Below are 18,875 nucleotides of genomic sequence, written 5' to 3'. Positions count from 1 at the left end.
CTCATCGCGGGGCAAGTCGCATCGGCGCACCGCCGCTCCCACGAGGTTCTGCTTGGACCTCGTGGGAGCGGGCTTGCCCCGCGATCGTTTGTGCTTGCGGTAACGCTTGGCAGCCCCGAAACTGCGATATCGCCTTGCTGCCCATGGGAGGTCATGGAAAATGGCCCAGGAACTCTACACCCGCACCAACCAGAAACTGTTCTTCGCCGGCCTTGCCCTGGAATCCATGGCCAAGGCCGCCGACAGCCAGGCCATGAACGCCCAGGGCCTGCTCCAGGCCGAGCGCGAATCGGCGCTGTTCCACCTGTATGGCGCGCTGCTGGGGCTGTGTCACGAGATCGCCGGTTTCTACCGCTTGCCCCAGGCCTCGGCGTCACGGGCCGAGCTGCTGTTCAGCGACGAGGTGCTGCAGAGCGTGGCGATACCGGAAATGGCCGAGTTGCTGGAGCTGGCCCGTCAGCCGGAAACCTGGCTGGCGCGCCTGCTGGCCGCTTATGCCGATTTGTTCCGACCGCCGGTCGCGAAGAAAGCCGTGAAGGGCGACGTCACCCAGCCGCTGATCCAGGCCGTCAATCTGGACGAGCCCGAGCCGGCCGAGCTTTCCCGCGAGGAGCTTGAAGCCTGGCGGCAGAACCTGAAAAGCCTGGTGAGACGATTCCGCGAAGCGCTGAGTGAGTGCTGACCGCCGCCATGGCTGGTACACTGATGGCCTTTCGTGAAAAGTAGGCCCTTTATGTCAACGTCCTTTCTAGAAATTGTCGAGTTGCCTGATGGCCGGATCGAGCTGCGCCGTGCCGAGGATGAAGGCTCCCTGGTGACCTTGGATTTCTCCGAGGATGCCAAGGCATTCCTGCAAGGACAGCATGTGGAAGTGGCCAAGGCCATGCTCAGCGTCGGCGTGCAGATGGCCGGCCGCCTCGTCGAGGGTGACTTCGAGCGTGAAGAGGGGCCGCGCGTCCTTCACTGAGGCAGGTTACCTGCCCAGGGTTTCAAGCGTTTGACAGGCAAAGCCTGAACATCAGCCGAGGCGGATGTTCAGGCTTTGTGCGTTTCCGCTGGCGGCGGCGCGCTGCAGCTGTTGGCGAGCGCTGCCGTTGAGGGTGCCCAGCCAGCTGACCACGGTGTGGCTATGGCCCAGGCGCAGCGCTTCGCAGGCCAGTTGCAGGGCGGTCTGGTTGCCACCGGGTTGCAGCAGCAGGATACGTTCACGGTTGAGACCTGCATCGCGCAACCAGGCCTGGGTGAGGCTGCCGGGCGGGGCGATGAGCGTCAGCCAGCGGCTGTCGTCTTCTTCGCTGAGTTCGCGCAGGACCGGCGCCAGCAGGCTCTGGCAATGCCCGGGCGCGCCGCGCAGGGCCAGTTCGCTGAACAGCTCGGGCTGGCTGCTCTTGCGCGCTGCCGGAGCGGGCTTGAGGCCGGGTAGCACCGGCTGGGCGAGAAAGGCCTCGAACAGCGGCAGCTGGGCTTGCTGGGGTGCATGGGTGAACGGCTGCATGACGCCTCCTGGTTCAGCGGCGCAGGACGCCGACGCTCAAGCCCTCGATCACCAGCTCCTGTTCCTTCAGGTCGACTTCGATGGGGGCGAATTCGGGGTTTTCGGCGATCAGCCAGACCTTGCTGCCTTCGCGCTTGAAGCGCTTGACGGTCACTTCGTCGCCGATGCGGGCCACCACCACCTGGCCGTTGCGGGCTTCGCGGGTGGTGTGCACGGCCAGCAGGTCGCCGTCGAAGATGCCGATGTCCTTCATGCTCATGCCGTGCACGCGCAACAGGTAGTCGGCGCGGGGATGGAAGAAGGCCGGGTTGATGTTGCAGGATTCCTCGATGTGTTGCTCGGCGAGGATCGGCGCGCCGGCGGCGACCCGGCCGATGATGGGCAGGCCGCTGTCGTCGCTTTTCGGCTCCAGGCCGGGAATGCGGATGCCGCGGGAGGCGCCGGGGGTCATCTCGATGGCACCCTTGCGGGCCAGGGCCTTCAGGTGTTCCTCGGCGGCGTTGGGCGACTTGAAGCCCAGCTCCTGGGCGATCTCGGCGCGGGTCGGCGGGAAGCCGTTGTCTTCGAGGCAGCGCTTGATGAAGGCCAGAATCTCGGCTTGGCGTGGCGTCAGTTTCAGCATGGGCGAGGGCTCTGTCTTTTTATACAGTGACTGGAATTATATACAGTGGCTCGCGGCCTGCAACCCACCCGGACCAAGAAAGATCGAAACGCCGACGCATCTTGTCGCTTGCAGCCTGACTCTTGGCGCTTTTAAATGGCGACCGACCGGTCACCCAGCCTTGACATCGGCAGGCCTGAAACGTATGTTTCAAACAACTGTTTGTCAGGCGGAGTAGTCATGGCCCAATCGGAAACCGTTGAACGCATCCTCGATGCGGCGGAGCAGCTGTTCGCGGAGCGCGGGTTCGCGGAAACCTCATTGCGGCTGATCACCAGCAAGGCCGGGGTCAACCTGGCGGCGGTGAACTACCATTTCGGTTCGAAGAAGGCCCTGATCCAGGCGGTGTTCTCGCGCTTCCTGGGGCCGTTCTGCGCGAGCCTGGAGCGCGAGCTGGAGCGTCGTCAGGCGCGTCCCGAGCAGAAGGCCTCGCTCGAAGAGCTGCTGGAGATGCTGGTGGAACAGGCCCTGGCCGTGCAGCCGCGCAGCAACAACGACCTGTCGATCTTCATGCGCCTGCTGGGCCTGGCCTTCAGCCAGAGCCAGGGGCACCTGCGGCGCTACCTGGAAGACATGTACGGCAAGGTGTTCCGCCGCTACATGCTGCTGGTCAACGAGGCCGCGCCGCGCATCCCGCCGCTGGAGCTGTTCTGGCGCGTGCACTTCATGCTCGGCGCCGCAGCGTTCAGCATGTCGGGGATCAAGGCCCTGCGGGCCATCGCCGAGACCGATTTCGGCATCAACACCTCGATCGAGCAGGTCATGCGCCTGATGGTGCCGTTCCTGGCCGCCGGCATGCGCGCCGACAGCGGCGTCACCGACGAGGCCATGGCCACGGCGCAGTTGCGTCCGCGCAGCAAGTCCGCCGCCCCCGCCAAGGCCTGAGCACTGGGCGGGGCAGGGCGCTTGCGCTAAGCTAGCGCGCATGTCTGACCTTGTCTCTCGCCGCATTTTCCGCCAGCACGGCCGCTTCGCCACTGAACCATCGGGCACTTCGTTGTCCGATGCTTGCGTGCGCCCGCGCCACGGCGAAGCGCCCCTGGACCTCCCATGAAGGACTCCCTATGACTGCCAGCCTGCAAGGCTCCCTGATGGTGGATATCGCCGGTAAATGGCTGACCGCCGAAGACCGCCATCTGCTGCGCCAGCCCGAAGTGGCCGGCCTGATCATCTTCGCCCGCAACGTCGACAGCCCGCGCCAGGTGCGCGAGCTGTGCGCGTCGATCCGCGCGATTCGCCCCGAGCTGATCCTCGCCGTGGACCAGGAAGGCGGGCGGGTCCAGCGCCTGCGCCAGGGCTTCGTGCGCCTGCCGGCCATGCGCGCGATCGCCGACAACGCCAATGCCGAGTACCTGGCCGAGCAGTGCGGCTGGCTGATGGCCACCGAGGTGCTGGCGGTGGGCCTGGACCTGAGCTTCGCTCCGGTGCTGGACCTCGATCACCAGCGCAGCGCCGTGGTTGGCAGCCGCGCCTTCGAAGGCAATCCACAGCGTGCCACCGAGCTGGCCGGTGCGTTCATCCGCGGCATGAACGCCGCGGGCATGGCTGCCTGCGGCAAGCATTTCCCCGGCCACGGCTGGGCCGAAGCCGACTCCCATGTGGCGATCCCGGTCGACGAGCGCAGCCTGGAGCAGCTGCGCGCCGCCGACCTGGTGCCGTTCACCCGCCTGGGTGGCCAGTTGGCGGCGGTGATGCCGGCCCATGTGATCTATCCGCAGGTCGACAACCAGCCGGCCGGCTTCTCCCGGCGCTGGCTGCAGGACATCCTGCGGGGCGAGCTGGGCTTTGACGGGGTGATCTTCAGCGACGACCTGTCCATGGCCGGCGCCCATGTGGTGGGCGATGCCGCCAGTCGTATCGAGGCGGCCCTGAGCGCCGGCTGCGACATGGGCCTGGTGTGCAACGACCGGGCGGCGGCGGAGCTGGCGTTGAGCGCGGCGCAGCGGATGAAGGTCAAGCCGTCGCCACGGATCGCGCGGATGCGCGGGCAGGGCTTCGCGCGTACCGATTACCGCCAGCAGCCGCGTTGGCTGGAGGCGCTGGGGGCGTTGAAGGAAGCCCAGCTGGTCGATTGACCGCGTTGGCTTCTTCGCGGGTAAACCCGCTCCCACAGGTAAGGCGTCACCCTCAAGGAATACGCCGTCCCTGTGGGAGCGGGTTTACCCGCGAAGAGGCCGGCACGGGAAAAGCCTGGCTTAACGCCCGCGCTTACCCGGCAGCGGCGCGAACAGCGCCTCGATCTCGTCATCCCCCAGCCGCCATTGCCCGGCCTGCCCGCCATCGAGCAACCCGGCCGCCAGCGCCGCCTTCTCCTGTTGCAACTGCTGGATCTTCTCCTCCACCGTGCCCCGGGTGATCAGCTTGAACACGAACACCGGCTTGTCCTGGCCGATGCGGTAGGCGCGGTCGGTGGCCTGGTTCTCGCTGGCCGGGTTCCACCACGGGTCGTAGTGGATCACGGTGTCGGCGGCGGTCAGGTTCAGCCCGGTGCCGCCGGCCTTGAGGCTGATCAGGAACACCTCGCTGTCGCCGTTCTGGAACTGTTGCACCGGCGCGCGGCGGTCGCGGGTGTCGCCGGTCAGCAGGCTGTAGCGGATGCCGCGCTTCTCCAGCTCGAACTCGATCAGCGCCAGCATCGAGGTGAACTGCGAGAACAGCAGCACCTTGCGCCCCTCGCTGAGCAGCTCCTCGAGCATTTCCAGCAGGCTGCCCAGCTTGCCCTTGTCGGCGAACGTGCCCTTGGTCTCGGTGCCCTTGACCAGGCGCAGGTCGCAGCACACCTGGCGCAGCTTGAGCAGCGCGTCGAGGATGACGATCTGGCTGCGGGCGGCGCCATTGCGGGCGATCTCGTCGCGGACCTTCTTGTCCATCGCCACCCGCACCGCTTCGTAGGTGTCGCGCTGGGCGTCGCTGAGCTCGACCCAGTGGATCATCTCGGTCTTGGCCGGCAGTTCGGTGGCCACCTGCTCCTTGGTGCGGCGCAGCAGGAACGGGCGGATGCGGCTGGCCAGGTGGGCCATGCGCTCGGCATCGCCGTGGCGTTCGATCGGGGTGCGGTAGTCCTGGGTGAAGCGCTTGCTGTCACCCAGCCAGCCGGGCATCAGGAAGTGGAAGATCGACCACAGCTCGCCGAGGTTGTTCTCCATCGGCGTGCCGGTCAGGCACAGCCGCTGGCTGGCCTGCAGCTCGCGCACGGCCTGGGCGGCCTTGCTGGTGCTGCTCTTGATGTTCTGCGCCTCGTCCAGCACCAGCAGGTGCCAGGGCTGGGCCTTGAGGTGTTCCAGGTCGCGGGGGACGAGGGCGTAGGTGGTCAGCACCAGGTCGTAGTCGGCCAGGTTGGCGAAGTGCTTGTTGCGGCCGGGGCCGTGCAGGGCCAGGACGCGCAGGTCGGGGGCGAAGCGCCGGGCTTCGTCTAGCCAGTTCGGTACCAGGCTGGTGGGCATCACCGCCAGTGCCGGGTGGGCCAGGCGTCCGGCTTCCTTCTCCAGCAGCAGGTGGGCCAGGGTCTGCAGGGTCTTGCCCAGGCCCATGTCGTCGCCGAGGATGCCGCCGGTGCCCATCTCGCGCAGGGCCTGCAGCCAGTTCAGGCCTTGCTGCTGGTAGGGGCGCAGGGTGGCGTTCAGGCCCTTGGGCGGTGCCACCTGCAGATCGCGGGCGTCGCGCAGGCGCCGGCCCAGGTCGCGCACCTGGCTGCCCCCTTCCCACTGCAGCGGCAGGTGGTCGATGTCGTTCAGTCGCGCCGCGTCGGCGCGCTCCAGACGCAGGCTCGGGCCGCTGACGTCGTCGTGCAGGTACAACTCGCCCAAGGTGCCCATCACCGCCTTGATTCGCCCATAGGGCAGGGCGACACGCAGCGCCGGGCTGTCGTGGCGGGCGCGGTTGAGGTCGATCAGCAGGTGTTCATCGTCACTGCGCCGCGCCAGTTCGCTGGGGCGCAGCAGCTCGGGGCTGGCGCGCAGCAGCTGCAGGACGATCGGCAGAAGGCTGTGGCGCTGGCCCTCGACGACGATGCCCAGTTCCAGGTCGAACCATTCGTGGCCCGGTGCTTCATCGATGGTGGCGTACCAGTCGTCGACCTCGTGCAGGTTGAAGGCGAAGTCGCGGTGCACATCGATGGCCCAGCCGGCCTCACGCAGGCGCGGCAGGCCTTCGCGGGCGAAGCGCAGCCAGGCTTCGTCGTCAGGCAACTGGAGCATCTCGCCGGCGCTGTCGGGCAGGGCCTTGCTCTGGCGGGTGGCGGGCTTGAAGCCATGCTCGCGCAACACCTTGCGCAGGGCCTGCTCGGTCTGGGGCTGGCGGCGGATGCGCTGGCTGGTGCTGCCCACCAGGCGGCTCAGTGGCTTGTCGTCGCCGCCACTGGCGCGCAGGCCGTCGTAGTCGAACGCCAGCGCGGCGCGGTGCTGCATCTGCCGTTGCATGCGTCCGGTCTTGGGCGTGTAGGCGCTGAATTCGAGGCTGCCGAGGGTCAGGTGCGGGGTCGGCTGGATGTCGTCGAGCTGCTCCTGCTGCACGGTGGTGGGCGTCGGCAGGTGATGATTGAGGGCGTTGAGCTTGTGGCTGAGGGGCACGATGAGGTGTTCCGGTACATCGGGAGCAAGGGACAGCTGCAGGGCAGTGTGCGGATCCAGGTCGTGGCCGACGGTGCCGACTTCCTTGGTATCGATATCGAAATAGAACAGCGGTATCAGCGGCAGTATGCAATTTAGCGGCTGCTCGCCGCAGTACCACATGCCCCGGTAGTCACCGTTGTCCAGGCGAACCCAGCGGAACTGTGCCCGGCGCTCTGCGCCCTGCAGCAGCAGCGGCAGCTCTTCAATGAACATCAGGCGCCCGGTGTCCAGCACCCGCTGCAGCAATTCGCCGCCTTCATGACCTTTGAGCGTGTAGCCGCGTTCCTGGCCATAGGGCGCGTTCTGCGCGGAGAGCTGGCGCAGGATGCGCAGGTCTTCCTCCTTGACGTACTTCGGCGGCTCGTAAAGTAATTCGTATAACGAATGGATGCGGCTGTAGCGGATGCCGTGCTCTTCGCGAGTACCCTTGCGCACGCGCAGCGCGCAGCTGCTGTGGTCATCGACGAGCATCAACTCGTAGCAGACCATGCGCCCGCGCCGGTCTTCAGCGCCGTCTTGCCTGGGCGCAGGCGGCTCCAGCCCCTGCAGCCAGTGCTGCAGGTGATGGGGCAACTGGTCGCCGTTGGCCGCGACGTGTCCGTAGCTGTTGGCCAGGGTATAGAGCGCGGCGGCGCAGTGCTTGCAGTTGGTGCCGACCGGGCAGGAGCAGTCGCCGCGCACATGGCACTGCCCGGAGGGGCCGGCAGTGATGATGATCCGCTGGCGATAGACATTGCCGCCGCTGCCGTGGCAGGTGGACGCGATGCGCGAGTCGCCGTGGGACTGGATCTGCACCAGGCCCTGTTCGGCGTACCGTTCACCACGTTGCAGGGTGGCCGCGGAAAAATCGCGCTTCCAGCTCGGGTTCTCGGCCGCCAGCTTCTGCACATCGGCGTTCACGGTTTCACTGCTCCATCATTTCCGGATCCGGCAGCGGGATCTTGCGCATGCCGGCCGGCGAAACCCTGAGCAGCAGCGCCAGATGCCCGCCATCGAAGAAGGTCAGCTGGCCGGCCTTCATGTTGCTGTTGCTCTGCTTGAGCTGTTCGCTCTGCATCACGCTGCCGTTGCCGTCGAGCTGGTTGACCCAGAAGTTGGCGTCGACGGCGATGAAGCGATCTTCGCTGATGCTCAGGTTGCCTTCGATGGGGAAATGGCCGAATTGCTCGTCACCGGCGCTCACGGCGACGGTATCGCCGTCCTGCTGCCAGGCCTTGTGCAGCAGCACGGTGTAGTCGGCGGTGGCCTGCAGGCGGGTGACTTCGTCACCCAGGCCGGTCGGGCGCTCGGCGCCTTTTTCCAGGCGCGGCGCGCCGGCGCTCCAGTCTTCCGGGGCGAACGGGCTGGTGATCGCCGGCACGGCGTTCTGCCGCACCAGGATCATTTCCACCTGGTAGGGGCCTGCGGCGAAGGCAGCTGGCGCGAGCAGGGCCAGCAGCAGGGTCAGGCAACGGATGGCACGCATGAAGCTTCCTTATGGATTTTGTGGGGTGAGGCGCTCGAACAGCGCTTCCAGGGTGTTGAAACGTTCTTCGGGGCGTTCCATCGGTACCAGGAAGCGGAACTGGGTCGCGCCTTCGAACTTGTAGCGTTTGGGCTGGCCCTGGATCAGCTTGATCAGGGTCAGTGGGTCGACCGGGGTCTCGGCCTCGAACTCGAGCTTGCCGCCATTGGGGCCGGCATCGACTTTCTTGATACCGAGCTTTTCCGCCTGCAGCTTGAGCAGGGTCAGGCGCATCAGGTTCTTGGTCGGCTCGGGCAGCAGGCCGAAGCGGTCGATCATTTCCACCTGCAGGTCCTTGAGGCCCTCTTCGTCGGCCGCCGAGGCGATGCGCTTGTAGAGGATCAGGCGCGCATGCACGTCGGGCAGGTAGTCCTCGGGGATCAGCGCCGGCAGGCGCAGGTTGATCTCCGGGCCGCCGCCGAGCGGCTGCTCGAGGTTCGGCTGGGTGCCCTTGCGGATGGCCTTGACCGCGCGCTCGAGCATTTCCATGTACAGGGTGAAGCCAACCGCCTGGATCTGCCCGCTCTGGCCTTCGCCGAGCAGCTCGCCGGCGCCGCGGATCTCCAGGTCGTTGGTGGCCAGGACAAAACCTGCGCCCAGGTCCTGGGTGTTGGCGATGGCCTCCAGGCGCTTTTCGGCATCGGCACTGATCTGCTGGCGCGGCGGCGTCAGCAGGTAGGCGTAGGCCTGGTGGTGGCTACGACCTACCCGGCCGCGCAGCTGGTGCAGCTGGGCCAGGCCGAACTTGTCGGCGCGTTCGATGACGATGGTGTTGGCGCTGGGCACGTCGATGCCGGTCTCGATGATGGTCGAGGCGATCAGCACGTTGAAGCGCTTGTGATAGAAGTCGCTCATCACCTGTTCGAGTTCGCGCTCGCGCATCTGCCCGTGACCGATGCCGATGCGCGCCTCGGGCACCAGTTCGGCCAGTTCCGCGGCGCACTTCTCGATGGTCTTGACGTCGTTGTGCAGGTAGTACACCTGGCCACCGCGCAGCAGTTCACGCAGCAGCGCCTCCTTGACCGTGCTCTTGTTCTGCTCCATGACGAAGGTGCGCACCGACAGGCGCCGGGCCGGCGGGGTGGCGATGATCGACAGGTCGCGCATGCCCGACACCGCCATGTTCAGCGTCCGTGGAATGGGCGTTGCGGTCAAGGTGAGGATGTCCACCTCGCTGCGCAGGGCCTTGAGCTGCTCTTTCTGGCGCACGCCGAAGCGGTGTTCCTCGTCGATGATGGCCAGGCCCAGGTCCTTGAAGCGCACGTCGTCCTGCAACAGCTTGTGAGTGCCGATGAGGATGTCGATCTTGCCTTCGGCCAGGTCCGCCGCGGCGCTGGCGACTTCCTTGGCCGACTTGAAGCGGCTCATCACCTCGACCTTCACCGGCCAGTCGGCGAAGCGGTCGCGGAAGCTGTTGTAGTGCTGCTGGGCGAGCAGGGTGGTGGGTACCAGCAATGCGACCTGGCGTCCGCCGTGCACGGCGATGAAGGCGGCGCGCATGGCCACCTCGGTCTTGCCGAAGCCGACGTCGCCACACACCAGGCGGTCCATCGGCTGGCTGGCGAGCATGTCGGCGCGTACCGCCTCGATGGCGGCTTGCTGGTCGGGGGTTTCCTCGAACGGGAAGCCGGCGCTGAAGGTGGCGTAGTCGGCGGCCGGATCGGCGAAGGCATAGCCTTTGCGCGCGGCGCGGCGGGCATAGATGTCGAGCAGCTCGGCGGCAACGTCGCGCACCTGTTCGGCAGCCTTGCGCTTGGCTTTCTGCCAGGCTTCGGAGCCCAGCCGGTGCAGTGGCGCCAGGGCGTCGTCGCTGCCGGTGTAGCGGGCGATCAGGTGCAGGTTGGCGACCGGCACGTAGAGCTTGGCGCCCTCGGCGTATTCGAGGGTGAGGAACTCGGCGGCCTGGCCGTCGATCTCCAGGGTCGCCAGGCCCAGGTAGCGGCCCACGCCGTGGTCGATGTGCACCACCGGGGCGCCTTCGCGCAGCTCGGTGAGGTTCTTGATCACCGCGTCGTTGGCCGCCTCGCCACGTTTCTCGCGGCGCCGGCGCTGCATCACGCGCTGGCCGAACAGCGGGCTTTCGGCGACCAGGGCCAGGCTGGGGTCGTCCAGCAGCAGGCCGTCGTCCAGCGGCGCGATGGTGATCGCCAGGCGTTCACCGCCACTGACGAAGTCGGCCCAGCCGTCGACGGTGTGCGGGCGCAGCTTCAGGCGTTCGAGCAGTTCCAGCAGCACTTCGCGCCGGCCCGCCGATTCCGCCGTGAATAGCACGCGGCCGGGGAACTGGTCGAGGAAGCTCGCCAGCTCCGCCAGCGGCTGGTTGGCCTTGGCTTCGATGGCCAGGTTGGGCAGGGCGCGGGCCGGGAAGCGCTCGCGGCCGACGCCGGGCTCGACGTCGTCGGCACCGATCACCACCCGTGGCCATTGCTTGAGGCGGGCGAAGCAGTCCTCCACCGGCATGAACAGCTCCGCCGGCGGCAGCAGCGGCCGGCTGAGGTCGCCGCGACGCTCTTCATAGCGCCCGCGCACGTCGTTCCAGAAGTGCTCGGCGGCCTGCTCCACGCCCGGCAGGGAGAACACCTGGGTGTCCGTCGGCAGGTAGTCGAACAGGGTGGCGGTCTCTTCGAAGAACAGCGGCAGGTAGTACTCGATGCCGGCGGGGATGATGCCGCTTGTCAGGTCCTGGAAGATCGCGCTGCGGCGAAAATCCACGTCGAACCGTTCACGGAAGCGCGCCTTGAAGCGCGTCACCTCGTCCTTCTGCATGGGGAACTCGCGCGCCGGCAGCAGGCGAATCGAGTCGACCTTGTCGATCGAACGCTGCGACTCCGGGTCGAAGGTGCGCAGGGTCTCGATCTCGTCGTCGAACAGGTCGATGCGGTACGGCTGCTTGCTGCCCATGGGGAACAGGTCGATCAGCGCGCCGCGCACGGCGAACTCGCCATGCTCGTAGACCGTGTCGACGCAGCGGTAGCCGCTGGCCTCGAGGCGCGTGCGCATCTGCTCGACGTCGATCTTCTGGCCGACGTCCAGCACCAGGCTGCTGCCCAGCAGGAAGCGCGTGGGGGCCAGGCGGTGCAGGGCGGTGGTGATCGGCACGACGAGGATGCCGTGGTCCAGTTCCGGCAGCCGGTAGAGGCTGGCGATGCGCTGGGAGATGATGTCCTGGTGCGGCGAGAACAGGTCGTAGGGCAGGGTTTCCCAATCGGGGAACGGCAGCACCGGCAGCGCCGGCGCGAAGAAGCGCAGCTCCTGCTCGAGGCGATCGGCCGCCTGGCTGTCGGCGGTCAGCAGCAAGGTGAAGCGACCGGCGGTACTGGCCGCCTCGGCGATGGCCAGGCTCAAGGCGGCGCCGGGCAGGTTGCCCCAGGTTTGTTTGCCGGCCGTGGCCGACATTTGCGGTAGGCGCAGAACTGACACGGGAGATCGGACTCCAAGCGTTGCGGCAAAGAGGTCGATTGTACCGGTGCCGGGGCTCGCTGTCAGGCTCGCGAGGGCATGACGACGGGGTCTGGCGTCGGCGACAGGCGCTCATTGCCCGATACGCCGAGGGGCGTCATAATGTAGCCCCTTTTTTGTTCCCCTACATGTGGAAGGTTACCGTGACTCAGAAGCCCGACCAGTGTCTTGGTGAGTGGATCGATCGTGAAGCCCTGGCTGAAGCGATGATCCCGCTTATCGGTCAGCTCTACCGCAACAACAACGTGGTGAGCTCGATCTATGGCCGCAGCCTGATCAACCGTTCGGTTATCTCGATCCTCAAAGCCCACCGCTTTGCCCGTCACCGTCAGACCGACGAGACCGAGCTGTCCGTCCACGAGACATTCCCCCTGCTCAAGGCCATGAGCGAGCTGAAGCTGGGCGCCGCCTCGGTGGACCTGGGCAAGCTGGCCAACAAGTTCAAGGTCGAAGGCAATGGCCGCAGCGCCGAGCAGTTCGTCCGTGACGAACTGGCCGATGTCGTGGGTCAGCAGAACGCTTCCGCACGCAAGGGCACCGACGTCGTCCTGTACGGCTTTGGCCGCATCGGCCGCCTGCTGGCGCGCATCCTCATCGAGAAGACCGGTGGCGGCGACGGCCTGCGCCTGCGCGCCATCGTCGTGCGCAAGGGCGCCGAGAACGACCTGGTCAAGCGCGCCAGCCTGCTGCGCCGCGACTCGGTGCACGGTCCGTTCGACGGCACCATCGTCATCGATGAAGCCAACAACACCATCACCGCCAACGGCAACCTGATCCAGGTGATCTACGCCAAGAGCCCGAGCGAAGTCGACTACACCCAGTACGGCATCCACGATGCGCTGATCGTCGACAACACCGGCGTATGGCGTGACGCCGATGGCCTGGGCCAGCACCTGGCCTGCCCGGGCGCTGCCCGCGTGATCCTCACCGCACCTGGCAAGGGCGCGCTGAAGAACATCGTGCACGGCATCAACCACGGCGACATCAGCGCCGACGACAAGATCATCTCGGCGGCGTCCTGCACCACCAACGCCATCGTGCCGGTGCTCAAGGCCATCAACGACCAGTACGGCATCGTCAACGGTCACGTCGAAACCGTTCACTCGTTCACCAACGACCAGAACCTGATCGACAACTTCCACAAGGGCAGCCGTCGTGGCCGCGCCGCGCCGCTGAACATGGTCATCACCGAGACCGGTGCCGCCACCGCCGCCGCCAAGGCCCTGCCGGTGCTCAAGGGCAAGCTGACCGGCAACGCCATCCGTGTGCCGACGCCGAACGTGTCGATGGCCATTCTCAACCTGAACCTCGAGAAGGCCACCACCCGCGAAGAGCTGAACGAGTACCTGCGCCAGACCGCCATGCACTCCGAGCTGCACAAGCAGATCGACTACGTCAGCTCCCAGGAAGTGGTATCGACCGACTTCGTCGGCTCGCGCCACGCCGGTGTGGTCGACGCCGAGGCGACCATCTGCAACGACAACCGCGTTGTCCTGTACGTCTGGTACGACAACGAATTCGGTTACAGCTGCCAGGTGGTGCGCGTGATGGAAGACATGGCCGGTGTGAACCCGCCAGCGTTTCCACGCTGATCCGCTTGTAATGCGTTGAAAAAACGGGAACCTTCGGGTTCCCGTTTTTTTTCAGGATTCGATGGCCCTATCGCGGGGCAAGCCCGCTCCCACGCCGGCCGATGTGCGATCTTAGTAAGTAGTGAGCCGGCAGTGCAGCCGCGCAGGAAATAGAGCGACAAGCATCACCAGCGTGGGAGCGGGCTTGCCCCGCGATAGGGTCAGTCCTGACAGTCGAGATCTAGAGATTGCGTGCGCTTTTAATCTTCATCCTCATCCTGATGTCCGCCTGCGAGCCAACTCCCACCCTAGAACGCTTCGGCGGCCCTACCATGGGCAGCAGCTACAGCATCCAGTACGTGCGCCAACCCGGCGGTCCGGCGCCCGAGCAGGTCCAGGCCGAGGTCGAGGCCATCCTCCAGGCCATCGATGCCCGCTACTCCACCTACCGCGGCGACTCCACCGTCAGCCGTTTCAACCAGCTTGCGGCCAACCAGTGCCTGCCCATCGACGCCGACCTGTTCGAGCTGGCCAGCTTCGGCCAGCACCTGGCCGAGCAGAGCCAGGGCGCCTTCGACCTCACCGTCGAGCCGCTGCTCGACCTCTGGGGCTTCGGCCCCCAGGCCCGCGAGATGCACGTGCCCGACCCGCAGGCGCTGGCCCGTGCTCGCCAGCGCGTGGGCTACCGCCACCTGCGCATCGAGGGCGAGGCCCTGTGCAAGGACGCCGCCATCGAGCTGGATTTCAACAGCATCGCCGCCGGCCACGCCGTCGACCTGATCGCCCAGCGCCTGCGCGCCATGGGTATCGAGGCGTTTCTCGCCGAAGCCACCGGCGAGCTCAAGGCCGTGGGCCGCAAGCCCGACGGCAGTGCCTGGCGGGTGGCCCTGGAGTTGCCGCGCGAGGACCGCCAGATCGCCCGCCAGGTCATCGACGTGGAGGACATGGCCGTGTCGACCTCGGGTGACTATCGGCATTATTTCGAGGACAATGGCCGGCGCTATTCGCACACCTTCGACGCCCGTCTCGGGCGCCCGGTCGAGCACGACCTGGCGGCGGTGACGGTGCTCGACGCCTCGGCGCTGCAGGCCGACGGCTACTCGACCGTGCTGTTGATCCTCGGGCCGCAGCAGGGCTGGGACTTCGCCATCGCCCACGGCATCGCCGCGGTGCTGGTGACCCGGGTCGAGGGTGGTTTCGTCTCCCGTTCCACGCCGGCCTTCGAGCGGCTGGTGAAAGGCGAGTGAAAGGCAAGCCACGGATGATCAATGCCATGGATACGGTGAAACGACATGTAGTGCAGGCAATAATGGCCTACGACGCGACCAAGGGTTAATGTGCGCGGCGTTCACGCTTGATTAGACTGCACCCGAATTTTCTCATGGCGCCCCGGCGACATGATCGCGCCCCGCGGCCATCCGGCCGGCGGGCCAGTTCTGAAGGAGTACGCATGGCTGTCTACAACTACGACGTAGTGGTGCTGGGTTCCGGTCCGGCCGGAGAAGGCGCGGCAATGAACGCCGCCAAAGCAGGGCGCAAGGTGGCCATGGTCGACAGCCGTCGCCAGGTCGGCGGCAACTGCACCCACCTGGGCACCATCCCGTCCAAGGCGCTGCGTCACTCCGTGCGGCAGATCATGCAGTTCAACACCAACCCGATGTTCCGCGCCATCGGCGAGCCGCGCTGGTTCTCCTTCCCCGACGTGCTCAAGAGCGCCGAGAAGGTCATCAGCAAGCAGGTTGCCTCGCGCACCGGCTACTACGCGCGCAACCGCGTCGACGTGTTCGTCGGCACCGGCAGCTTCGCCGACGAGCAGACCGTCGAAGTGGTCTGCCCCAACGGCGTGGTCGAGAAGCTCAACGCCAAGCACATCATCATCGCCACCGGCTCGCGCCCGTACCGCCCGGCCGACATCGACTTCCACCACCCGCGCGTCTACGACAGCGACACCATCCTCAGCCTGAGCCACACCCCGCGCAAGCTGATCGTCTACGGTGCCGGGGTGATCGGTTGCGAATACGCCTCGATCTTCAGCGGCCTGGGCGTGCTGGTCGAGCTGGTCGACAACCGCGGCCAGCTGCTGAGCTTCCTCGACTCGGAAATCTCCCAGGCGCTGAGCTACCACTTCAGCAACAACAACATCACCGTGCGCCACAACGAGGAATACGACCGCGTCGAAGGCCTGGACAACGGGGTGATCCTGCACCTGAAGTCGGGCAAGAAGATCAAGGCCGACGCCTTGCTGTGGTGCAACGGTCGTACCGGCAACACCGACAAGCTGGGCCTGGAGAACATCGGCATCAAGGTCAACAGCCGTGGCCAGATAGAGGTCGACGAGACCTACCGCACCAGCGTGTCGAACATCTATGGCGCCGGTGACGTGATCGGCTGGCCGAGCCTGGCCAGCGCCGCCCACGACCAGGGCCGCTCGGCCGCCGGCAGCATCGTCGACAACGGCAGCTGGCGCTTCGTCAACGACGTGCCGACCGGCATCTACACCATTCCGGAGATCAGCTCGATCGGCAAGAACGAGCAGGAACTGACCCAGGCCAAGGTGCCCTACGAAGTGGGCAAGGCCTTCTTCAAGAGCATGGCCCGCGCGCAGATCGCCGGCGAGCCGCAAGGCATGCTGAAGATCCTGTTCCACCGCGAGACCCTCGAGGTCCTCGGCGTGCACTGCTTCGGCTACCAGGCTTCGGAGATCGTCCACATCGGCCAGGCGGTGATGAACCAGCCGGGCGAACAGAACAACCTGAAGTACTTCGTCAACACCACCTTCAACTACCCGACCATGGCCGAAGCCTATCGGGTAGCCGCCTACGATGGTCTGAACCGGCTTTTTTGAGCGGCTCCGACCGGTGGCCTGAGCCGGTCGGGGAGACCGATTTCAGCCCTACCCGAGGGTGGTCCTGGCCAAACCGGGAAAGTCTGTAATCAGGCTGTCCACGCCAAAGTCGGCGAGCCGGCGCATCAGCGCCGGTTCGTTGACCGTCCATACCGACACGTGCAAGCCCTGGCGCTGCGCCTTGATCAGGCGCTCGGGGGTGCACAGCGTCCAGTTCAACGCCAGCATCTCGCAGTCGTAGTTCTGCGCGACCTTCAGCGGGTCGAGCCAGGCGTACTCGGCAACCAGTCCGCGCTTGATGTCGGGCACCAGCTCCTGGGCGGCACCCAGCACTTCCCGTGAGCTCGAGGTGATGGTGACCTTGTCCAGCAGCCCGTATTGCTGGGCCAGTTCGCGGATCGCCAGCACGGTGCTGGCGGCACGGGTGCGCGAGGCGCTCTTGACCTCCAGCTGCCAGTGCTCGAACGGGCACTTCTCGAACAATTCCTCGAGCCGTGGGATGGGGCAGGGCTGCACATGCCCCGGGCCGCCCTTGCGCGCATCATAGGTGACCAGCTCGGCCGCCGTGTGCTCGACCACCTTGCCGCGCCGGCCGGTGGTGCGCTTGAGGGTCGGATCGTGGATCACCATCAGCTCGTTGTCGGCCGACAGGTGCAGGTCGAGTTCGCAGCGGTCCACGCCATGGGACAGGCACTGGCGGAAACTCTGCAGGGTATTCTCGGGCGCTTCGCCCTTGGCGCCGCGGTGGCCATAGATCAAGGTCACGTTCGTTCCTTCAAATCAGAGAGAAAAGGGCTTCAGGAAGCGGGGTCGTTCTGTTCCAGCGCCTGGCGTCGTTGCTGTTGCTGGCGCTGCAAAATGTAGCGGGCCAGCAACTGACGCTGGGCGTCGGTCATGTCGATGAACTCGGTACCGACCTCGAAGTCGCCGTCGGGGCGCGGGTCGCAGTGGGTGACCCGGCCGCGCAGGAGCAGGCCGTGGGCGCGGGGCATCAGCACCATCTTCACCTTGACCCGGGTGCCAGTGGCGATCTTCTGCGCCTGGGCGAACTCGATGCCGCCTTCAGAGATGATCACCGGCTGCGGCTGGCCGATTTCGCCGATCAGGGTCTGGGCGACCACGGCGCTGAGCAAGTCGAGACGTTTGTTCTGGGCGCGCAGGAAGGCGGCCAGGGTGCGGTCTTTTTCGCTCAGCTGGCGCAACAGGTGCTGCGACTCGAAGTCCGAAAGGTGCAGCTCGCTGAGCAGGTTGAACAGCTCGGAATCATCCTGCAACAGTTCTGTTTCAAGGGCTTCGGCCGCGCTGAGGGGGCTGATTTGAAGTGCGATCCGATCTTCGATGCGGTAGTATTCGCGGCGATCTTCTTCGTCTAATGTCGTCATGGCGAACCCAAGGTTACGGCGGTGGTCCGAGTGTAAAGCCGCCGTAGGCGCCTCGCCACAAGGACGTTCCCTTTCATCCGAACAAGCCCCGACATGTTCAGACCTCTATTCGTATTCATTGGTACGCGCTACACCCGTGCCAAGCGCCGCAATCACTTCGTCTCGTTCATTTCGCTCACCTCGATGATCGGCCTCGCCCTGGGCGTGGTGGTGATGATCGTGGTGCTCTCGGTGATGAACGGGTTCGACCACGAGATGCGTACCCGCGTGCTGGGGATGATCCCCCACGCCACGCTGGAGACCGGCCAGCCGATCGACGACTGGCAGGCCCTCGCCTCTAAAGTAAAGCAGAATCCGCAGGTGCTGGCGGTCGCGCCGTTCACCCAGATGCAGGGCCTGCTGACCCATGAAGGCAAGGTGCAGAAGGTGCTGCTCAACGGCATCGACCCGGCCCGCGAGCGCGAGGTGTCGATCATCGACAAGTTCGTCCTCGACGGCAGCCTCGACAAGCTGGCCCCGGGCGAGTGGGGCATCATGATCGGCGACAGGGCCGCGCAGAAGCTGGGCGTGGGTATCGGCGACAAGCTGACCTTCGTCGCCCCCGAGGTCAGCGTCACCCCGGCGGGGATGTTCCCGCGCATGAAGCGCTTCACCGTGGTCGGCACCTTCCACGTCGGCGCCGGCGAGATCGACGGCTACCTGGGGCTGACCAACATCGCCGACCTGTCGCGCCTGCACCGCTGGAAGGCCGACCAGGTCCAGGGCGTGCGCCTGAAGTTCGACGACCTGTTCCAGGCCCCGCGGGCCGCCTGGGCCATCGCCCAGCAGTTGGGCGAGCAGGAGTTCTACCCGCGTGACTGGACCCGCACCCACGGCAACCTGTACCAGGCGATCCGCATGGAGAAATCCATGATCGGCCTGCTGTTGCTGCTGATCGTCGCGGTGGCGGCGTTCAACATCATTTCCACCCTGGTGATGGTGGTCAACGACAAGCGCGGCGACATCGCCATCCTGCGCACCCTGGGCGCCACGCCTGGGCAGATCATGGCCATCTTCATGGTCCAGGGCACGGTGATCGGCGTGGTCGGCACGCTGATCGGCGCGGTGCTGGGCATCCTCGGCGCGCTCAACGTGAGCGCGGCCATCGCCGGCATCGAGACCCTGATCGGGCACAAGTTCCTCAATGCCGACGTGTACTTCATCGATTACCTGCCGTCGCAGATCCAGGCCCAGGACGTGTACATGGTCTGTGGTGCGGCGCTGGTCCTGAGTTTCTTCGCCACCCTGTATCCGGCCTGGCGCGCCTCGCGCACCCAGCCGGCGGAGGCGCTACGTTATGAGTGAGTCG

At 66.1% G+C, this 18,875-nt stretch carries 15 protein-coding genes; 8 read left to right on the top strand and 7 right to left on the bottom strand.

Annotated features, from left to right (window positions below):
• Window positions 1-160 precede the first annotated feature (160 nt).
• Both K2O50_RS18410 and K2O50_RS18405 read left to right on the top strand, forming a co-directional pair.
• Window positions 161-682, top strand: a complete 522-nt coding sequence (locus K2O50_RS18410; protein WP_050704832.1) for a DUF6586 family protein — start codon at window positions 161-163, stop codon at window positions 680-682.
• 51 nt (window positions 683-733) lie between these two features.
• Window positions 734-967, top strand: a complete 234-nt coding sequence (locus tag K2O50_RS18405) for a hypothetical protein (protein WP_023630868.1) — start codon at window positions 734-736, stop codon at window positions 965-967.
• Window positions 968-1,018: 51 nt separating this feature from the next.
• Here the strand turns inward: K2O50_RS18405 and sulA are convergent, their stop codons facing one another.
• The gene (gene sulA, locus K2O50_RS18400; RefSeq protein WP_050704833.1) at window positions 1,019-1,495 is read right to left on the bottom strand and encodes an SOS-induced cell division inhibitor SulA; all 477 of its coding nucleotides are present in this window, start codon (window positions 1,493-1,495) and stop codon (window positions 1,019-1,021) included.
• A gap of 13 nt (window positions 1,496-1,508) precedes the next feature.
• Entirely contained in the window at window positions 1,509-2,117 is a 609-nt protein-coding gene (lexA, locus tag K2O50_RS18395; protein ID WP_050704834.1) for a transcriptional repressor LexA, read from the bottom strand.
• 219 nt (window positions 2,118-2,336) lie between these two features.
• Between lexA and K2O50_RS18390 the strand changes: the two genes are divergently transcribed.
• Window positions 2,337-3,041: a TetR/AcrR family transcriptional regulator gene (locus K2O50_RS18390; RefSeq protein WP_028692735.1), complete on the top strand. Its 705-nt coding sequence runs from the start codon at window positions 2,337-2,339 to the stop codon at window positions 3,039-3,041.
• A 191-nt stretch (window positions 3,042-3,232) separates the two neighbouring features.
• Window positions 3,233-4,231 carry a beta-N-acetylhexosaminidase gene (gene nagZ, locus K2O50_RS18385; RefSeq protein ID WP_177330834.1) on the top strand — a complete coding sequence of 333 codons (999 nt, stop codon included), beginning with the start codon at window positions 3,233-3,235 and terminating at the stop codon, window positions 4,229-4,231.
• Window positions 4,232-4,351: 120 nt separating this feature from the next.
• Here the strand turns inward: nagZ and K2O50_RS18380 are convergent, their stop codons facing one another.
• Genes K2O50_RS18380 through mfd form a run of 3 tightly spaced genes read right to left on the bottom strand, consistent with a single transcriptional unit; the run spans window position 4,352 to window position 11,690 of the window.
• The gene (locus tag K2O50_RS18380) at window positions 4,352-7,666 is read right to left on the bottom strand and encodes a DEAD/DEAH box helicase (protein ID WP_082337686.1); all 3,315 of its coding nucleotides are present in this window, start codon (window positions 7,664-7,666) and stop codon (window positions 4,352-4,354) included.
• Window positions 7,667-7,670: 4 nt separating this feature from the next.
• Complete coding sequence (locus tag K2O50_RS18375) at window positions 7,671-8,231, bottom strand: CsiV family protein (RefSeq protein ID WP_050704836.1); 561 nt, start codon at window positions 8,229-8,231, stop codon at window positions 7,671-7,673.
• Window positions 8,232-8,240: 9 nt separating this feature from the next.
• On the bottom strand, window positions 8,241-11,690 hold the full coding sequence (gene mfd, locus K2O50_RS18370) for a transcription-repair coupling factor (protein ID WP_050704837.1): 3,450 nt from the start codon (window positions 11,688-11,690) through the stop codon (window positions 8,241-8,243).
• 167 nt (window positions 11,691-11,857) lie between these two features.
• On the opposite strand from mfd, the gene K2O50_RS18365 reads away from it, so the two are divergent.
• The 3 genes from K2O50_RS18365 to sthA all read left to right on the top strand — a co-directional run bounded on the left by K2O50_RS18365 (window position 11,858) and on the right by sthA (window position 16,145).
• The gene (locus tag K2O50_RS18365) at window positions 11,858-13,321 is read left to right on the top strand and encodes a glyceraldehyde-3-phosphate dehydrogenase (RefSeq protein WP_050704838.1); all 1,464 of its coding nucleotides are present in this window, start codon (window positions 11,858-11,860) and stop codon (window positions 13,319-13,321) included.
• A 227-nt stretch (window positions 13,322-13,548) separates the two neighbouring features.
• Window positions 13,549-14,547, top strand: a complete 999-nt coding sequence (locus tag K2O50_RS18360) for an FAD:protein FMN transferase (protein ID WP_050704839.1) — start codon at window positions 13,549-13,551, stop codon at window positions 14,545-14,547.
• A gap of 203 nt (window positions 14,548-14,750) precedes the next feature.
• Window positions 14,751-16,145: a Si-specific NAD(P)(+) transhydrogenase gene (gene sthA / locus K2O50_RS18355; protein WP_050704840.1), complete on the top strand. Its 1,395-nt coding sequence runs from the start codon at window positions 14,751-14,753 to the stop codon at window positions 16,143-16,145.
• Window positions 16,146-16,193: 48 nt separating this feature from the next.
• Here sthA and K2O50_RS18350 read toward each other — a convergent pair whose 3' ends face one another.
• Together K2O50_RS18350 and K2O50_RS18345 are read right to left on the bottom strand one after the other, a co-directional pair.
• Window positions 16,194-16,910, bottom strand: a complete 717-nt coding sequence (locus K2O50_RS18350; protein ID WP_050704841.1) for a glycerophosphodiester phosphodiesterase family protein — start codon at window positions 16,908-16,910, stop codon at window positions 16,194-16,196.
• 32 nt (window positions 16,911-16,942) lie between these two features.
• On the bottom strand, window positions 16,943-17,527 hold the full coding sequence (locus tag K2O50_RS18345; protein WP_050704842.1) for a PilZ domain-containing protein: 585 nt from the start codon (window positions 17,525-17,527) through the stop codon (window positions 16,943-16,945).
• A 93-nt stretch (window positions 17,528-17,620) separates the two neighbouring features.
• Here K2O50_RS18345 and K2O50_RS18340 point away from each other — a divergent pair, with 93 nt between their 5' ends.
• Window positions 17,621-18,871: a lipoprotein-releasing ABC transporter permease subunit gene (locus tag K2O50_RS18340; RefSeq protein WP_220689924.1), complete on the top strand. Its 1,251-nt coding sequence runs from the start codon at window positions 17,621-17,623 to the stop codon at window positions 18,869-18,871.
• The last annotated feature ends 4 nt before the right edge of the window (window positions 18,872-18,875 follow it).

This window comes from Pseudomonas sp. 2hn, from assembly GCF_019646095.1.
Classification (GTDB): domain Bacteria; phylum Pseudomonadota; class Gammaproteobacteria; order Pseudomonadales; family Pseudomonadaceae; genus Aquipseudomonas; species Aquipseudomonas peradeniyensis.
This window is presented reverse-complemented; position numbering and strand designations above follow the sequence as displayed.

Bases quoted from the DNA above. Each gene is read 5' to 3' on its own strand.
- K2O50_RS18410 (WP_050704832.1), top strand. From the start codon at position 161: ATGGCCCAGGAACTCTACACCCGCACCAACCAGAAACTGTTCTTCGCC.
- K2O50_RS18405 (WP_023630868.1), top strand. From the start codon at position 734: ATGTCAACGTCCTTTCTAGAAATTGTCGAGTTGCCTGATGGCCGGATC.
- sulA (WP_050704833.1), bottom strand. From the start codon at position 1,495: ATGCAGCCGTTCACCCATGCACCCCAGCAAGCCCAGCTGCCGCTGTTC.
- lexA (WP_050704834.1), bottom strand. From the start codon at position 2,117: ATGCTGAAACTGACGCCACGCCAAGCCGAGATTCTGGCCTTCATCAAG.
- K2O50_RS18390 (WP_028692735.1), top strand. From the start codon at position 2,337: ATGGCCCAATCGGAAACCGTTGAACGCATCCTCGATGCGGCGGAGCAG.
- K2O50_RS18375 (WP_050704836.1), bottom strand. From the start codon at position 8,231: ATGCGTGCCATCCGTTGCCTGACCCTGCTGCTGGCCCTGCTCGCGCCA.
- K2O50_RS18365 (WP_050704838.1), top strand. From the start codon at position 11,858: ATGTGGAAGGTTACCGTGACTCAGAAGCCCGACCAGTGTCTTGGTGAG.
- sthA (WP_050704840.1), top strand. From the start codon at position 14,751: ATGGCTGTCTACAACTACGACGTAGTGGTGCTGGGTTCCGGTCCGGCC.
- K2O50_RS18345 (WP_050704842.1), bottom strand. From the start codon at position 17,527: ATGACGACATTAGACGAAGAAGATCGCCGCGAATACTACCGCATCGAA.
- K2O50_RS18340 (WP_220689924.1), top strand. From the start codon at position 17,621: ATGTTCAGACCTCTATTCGTATTCATTGGTACGCGCTACACCCGTGCC.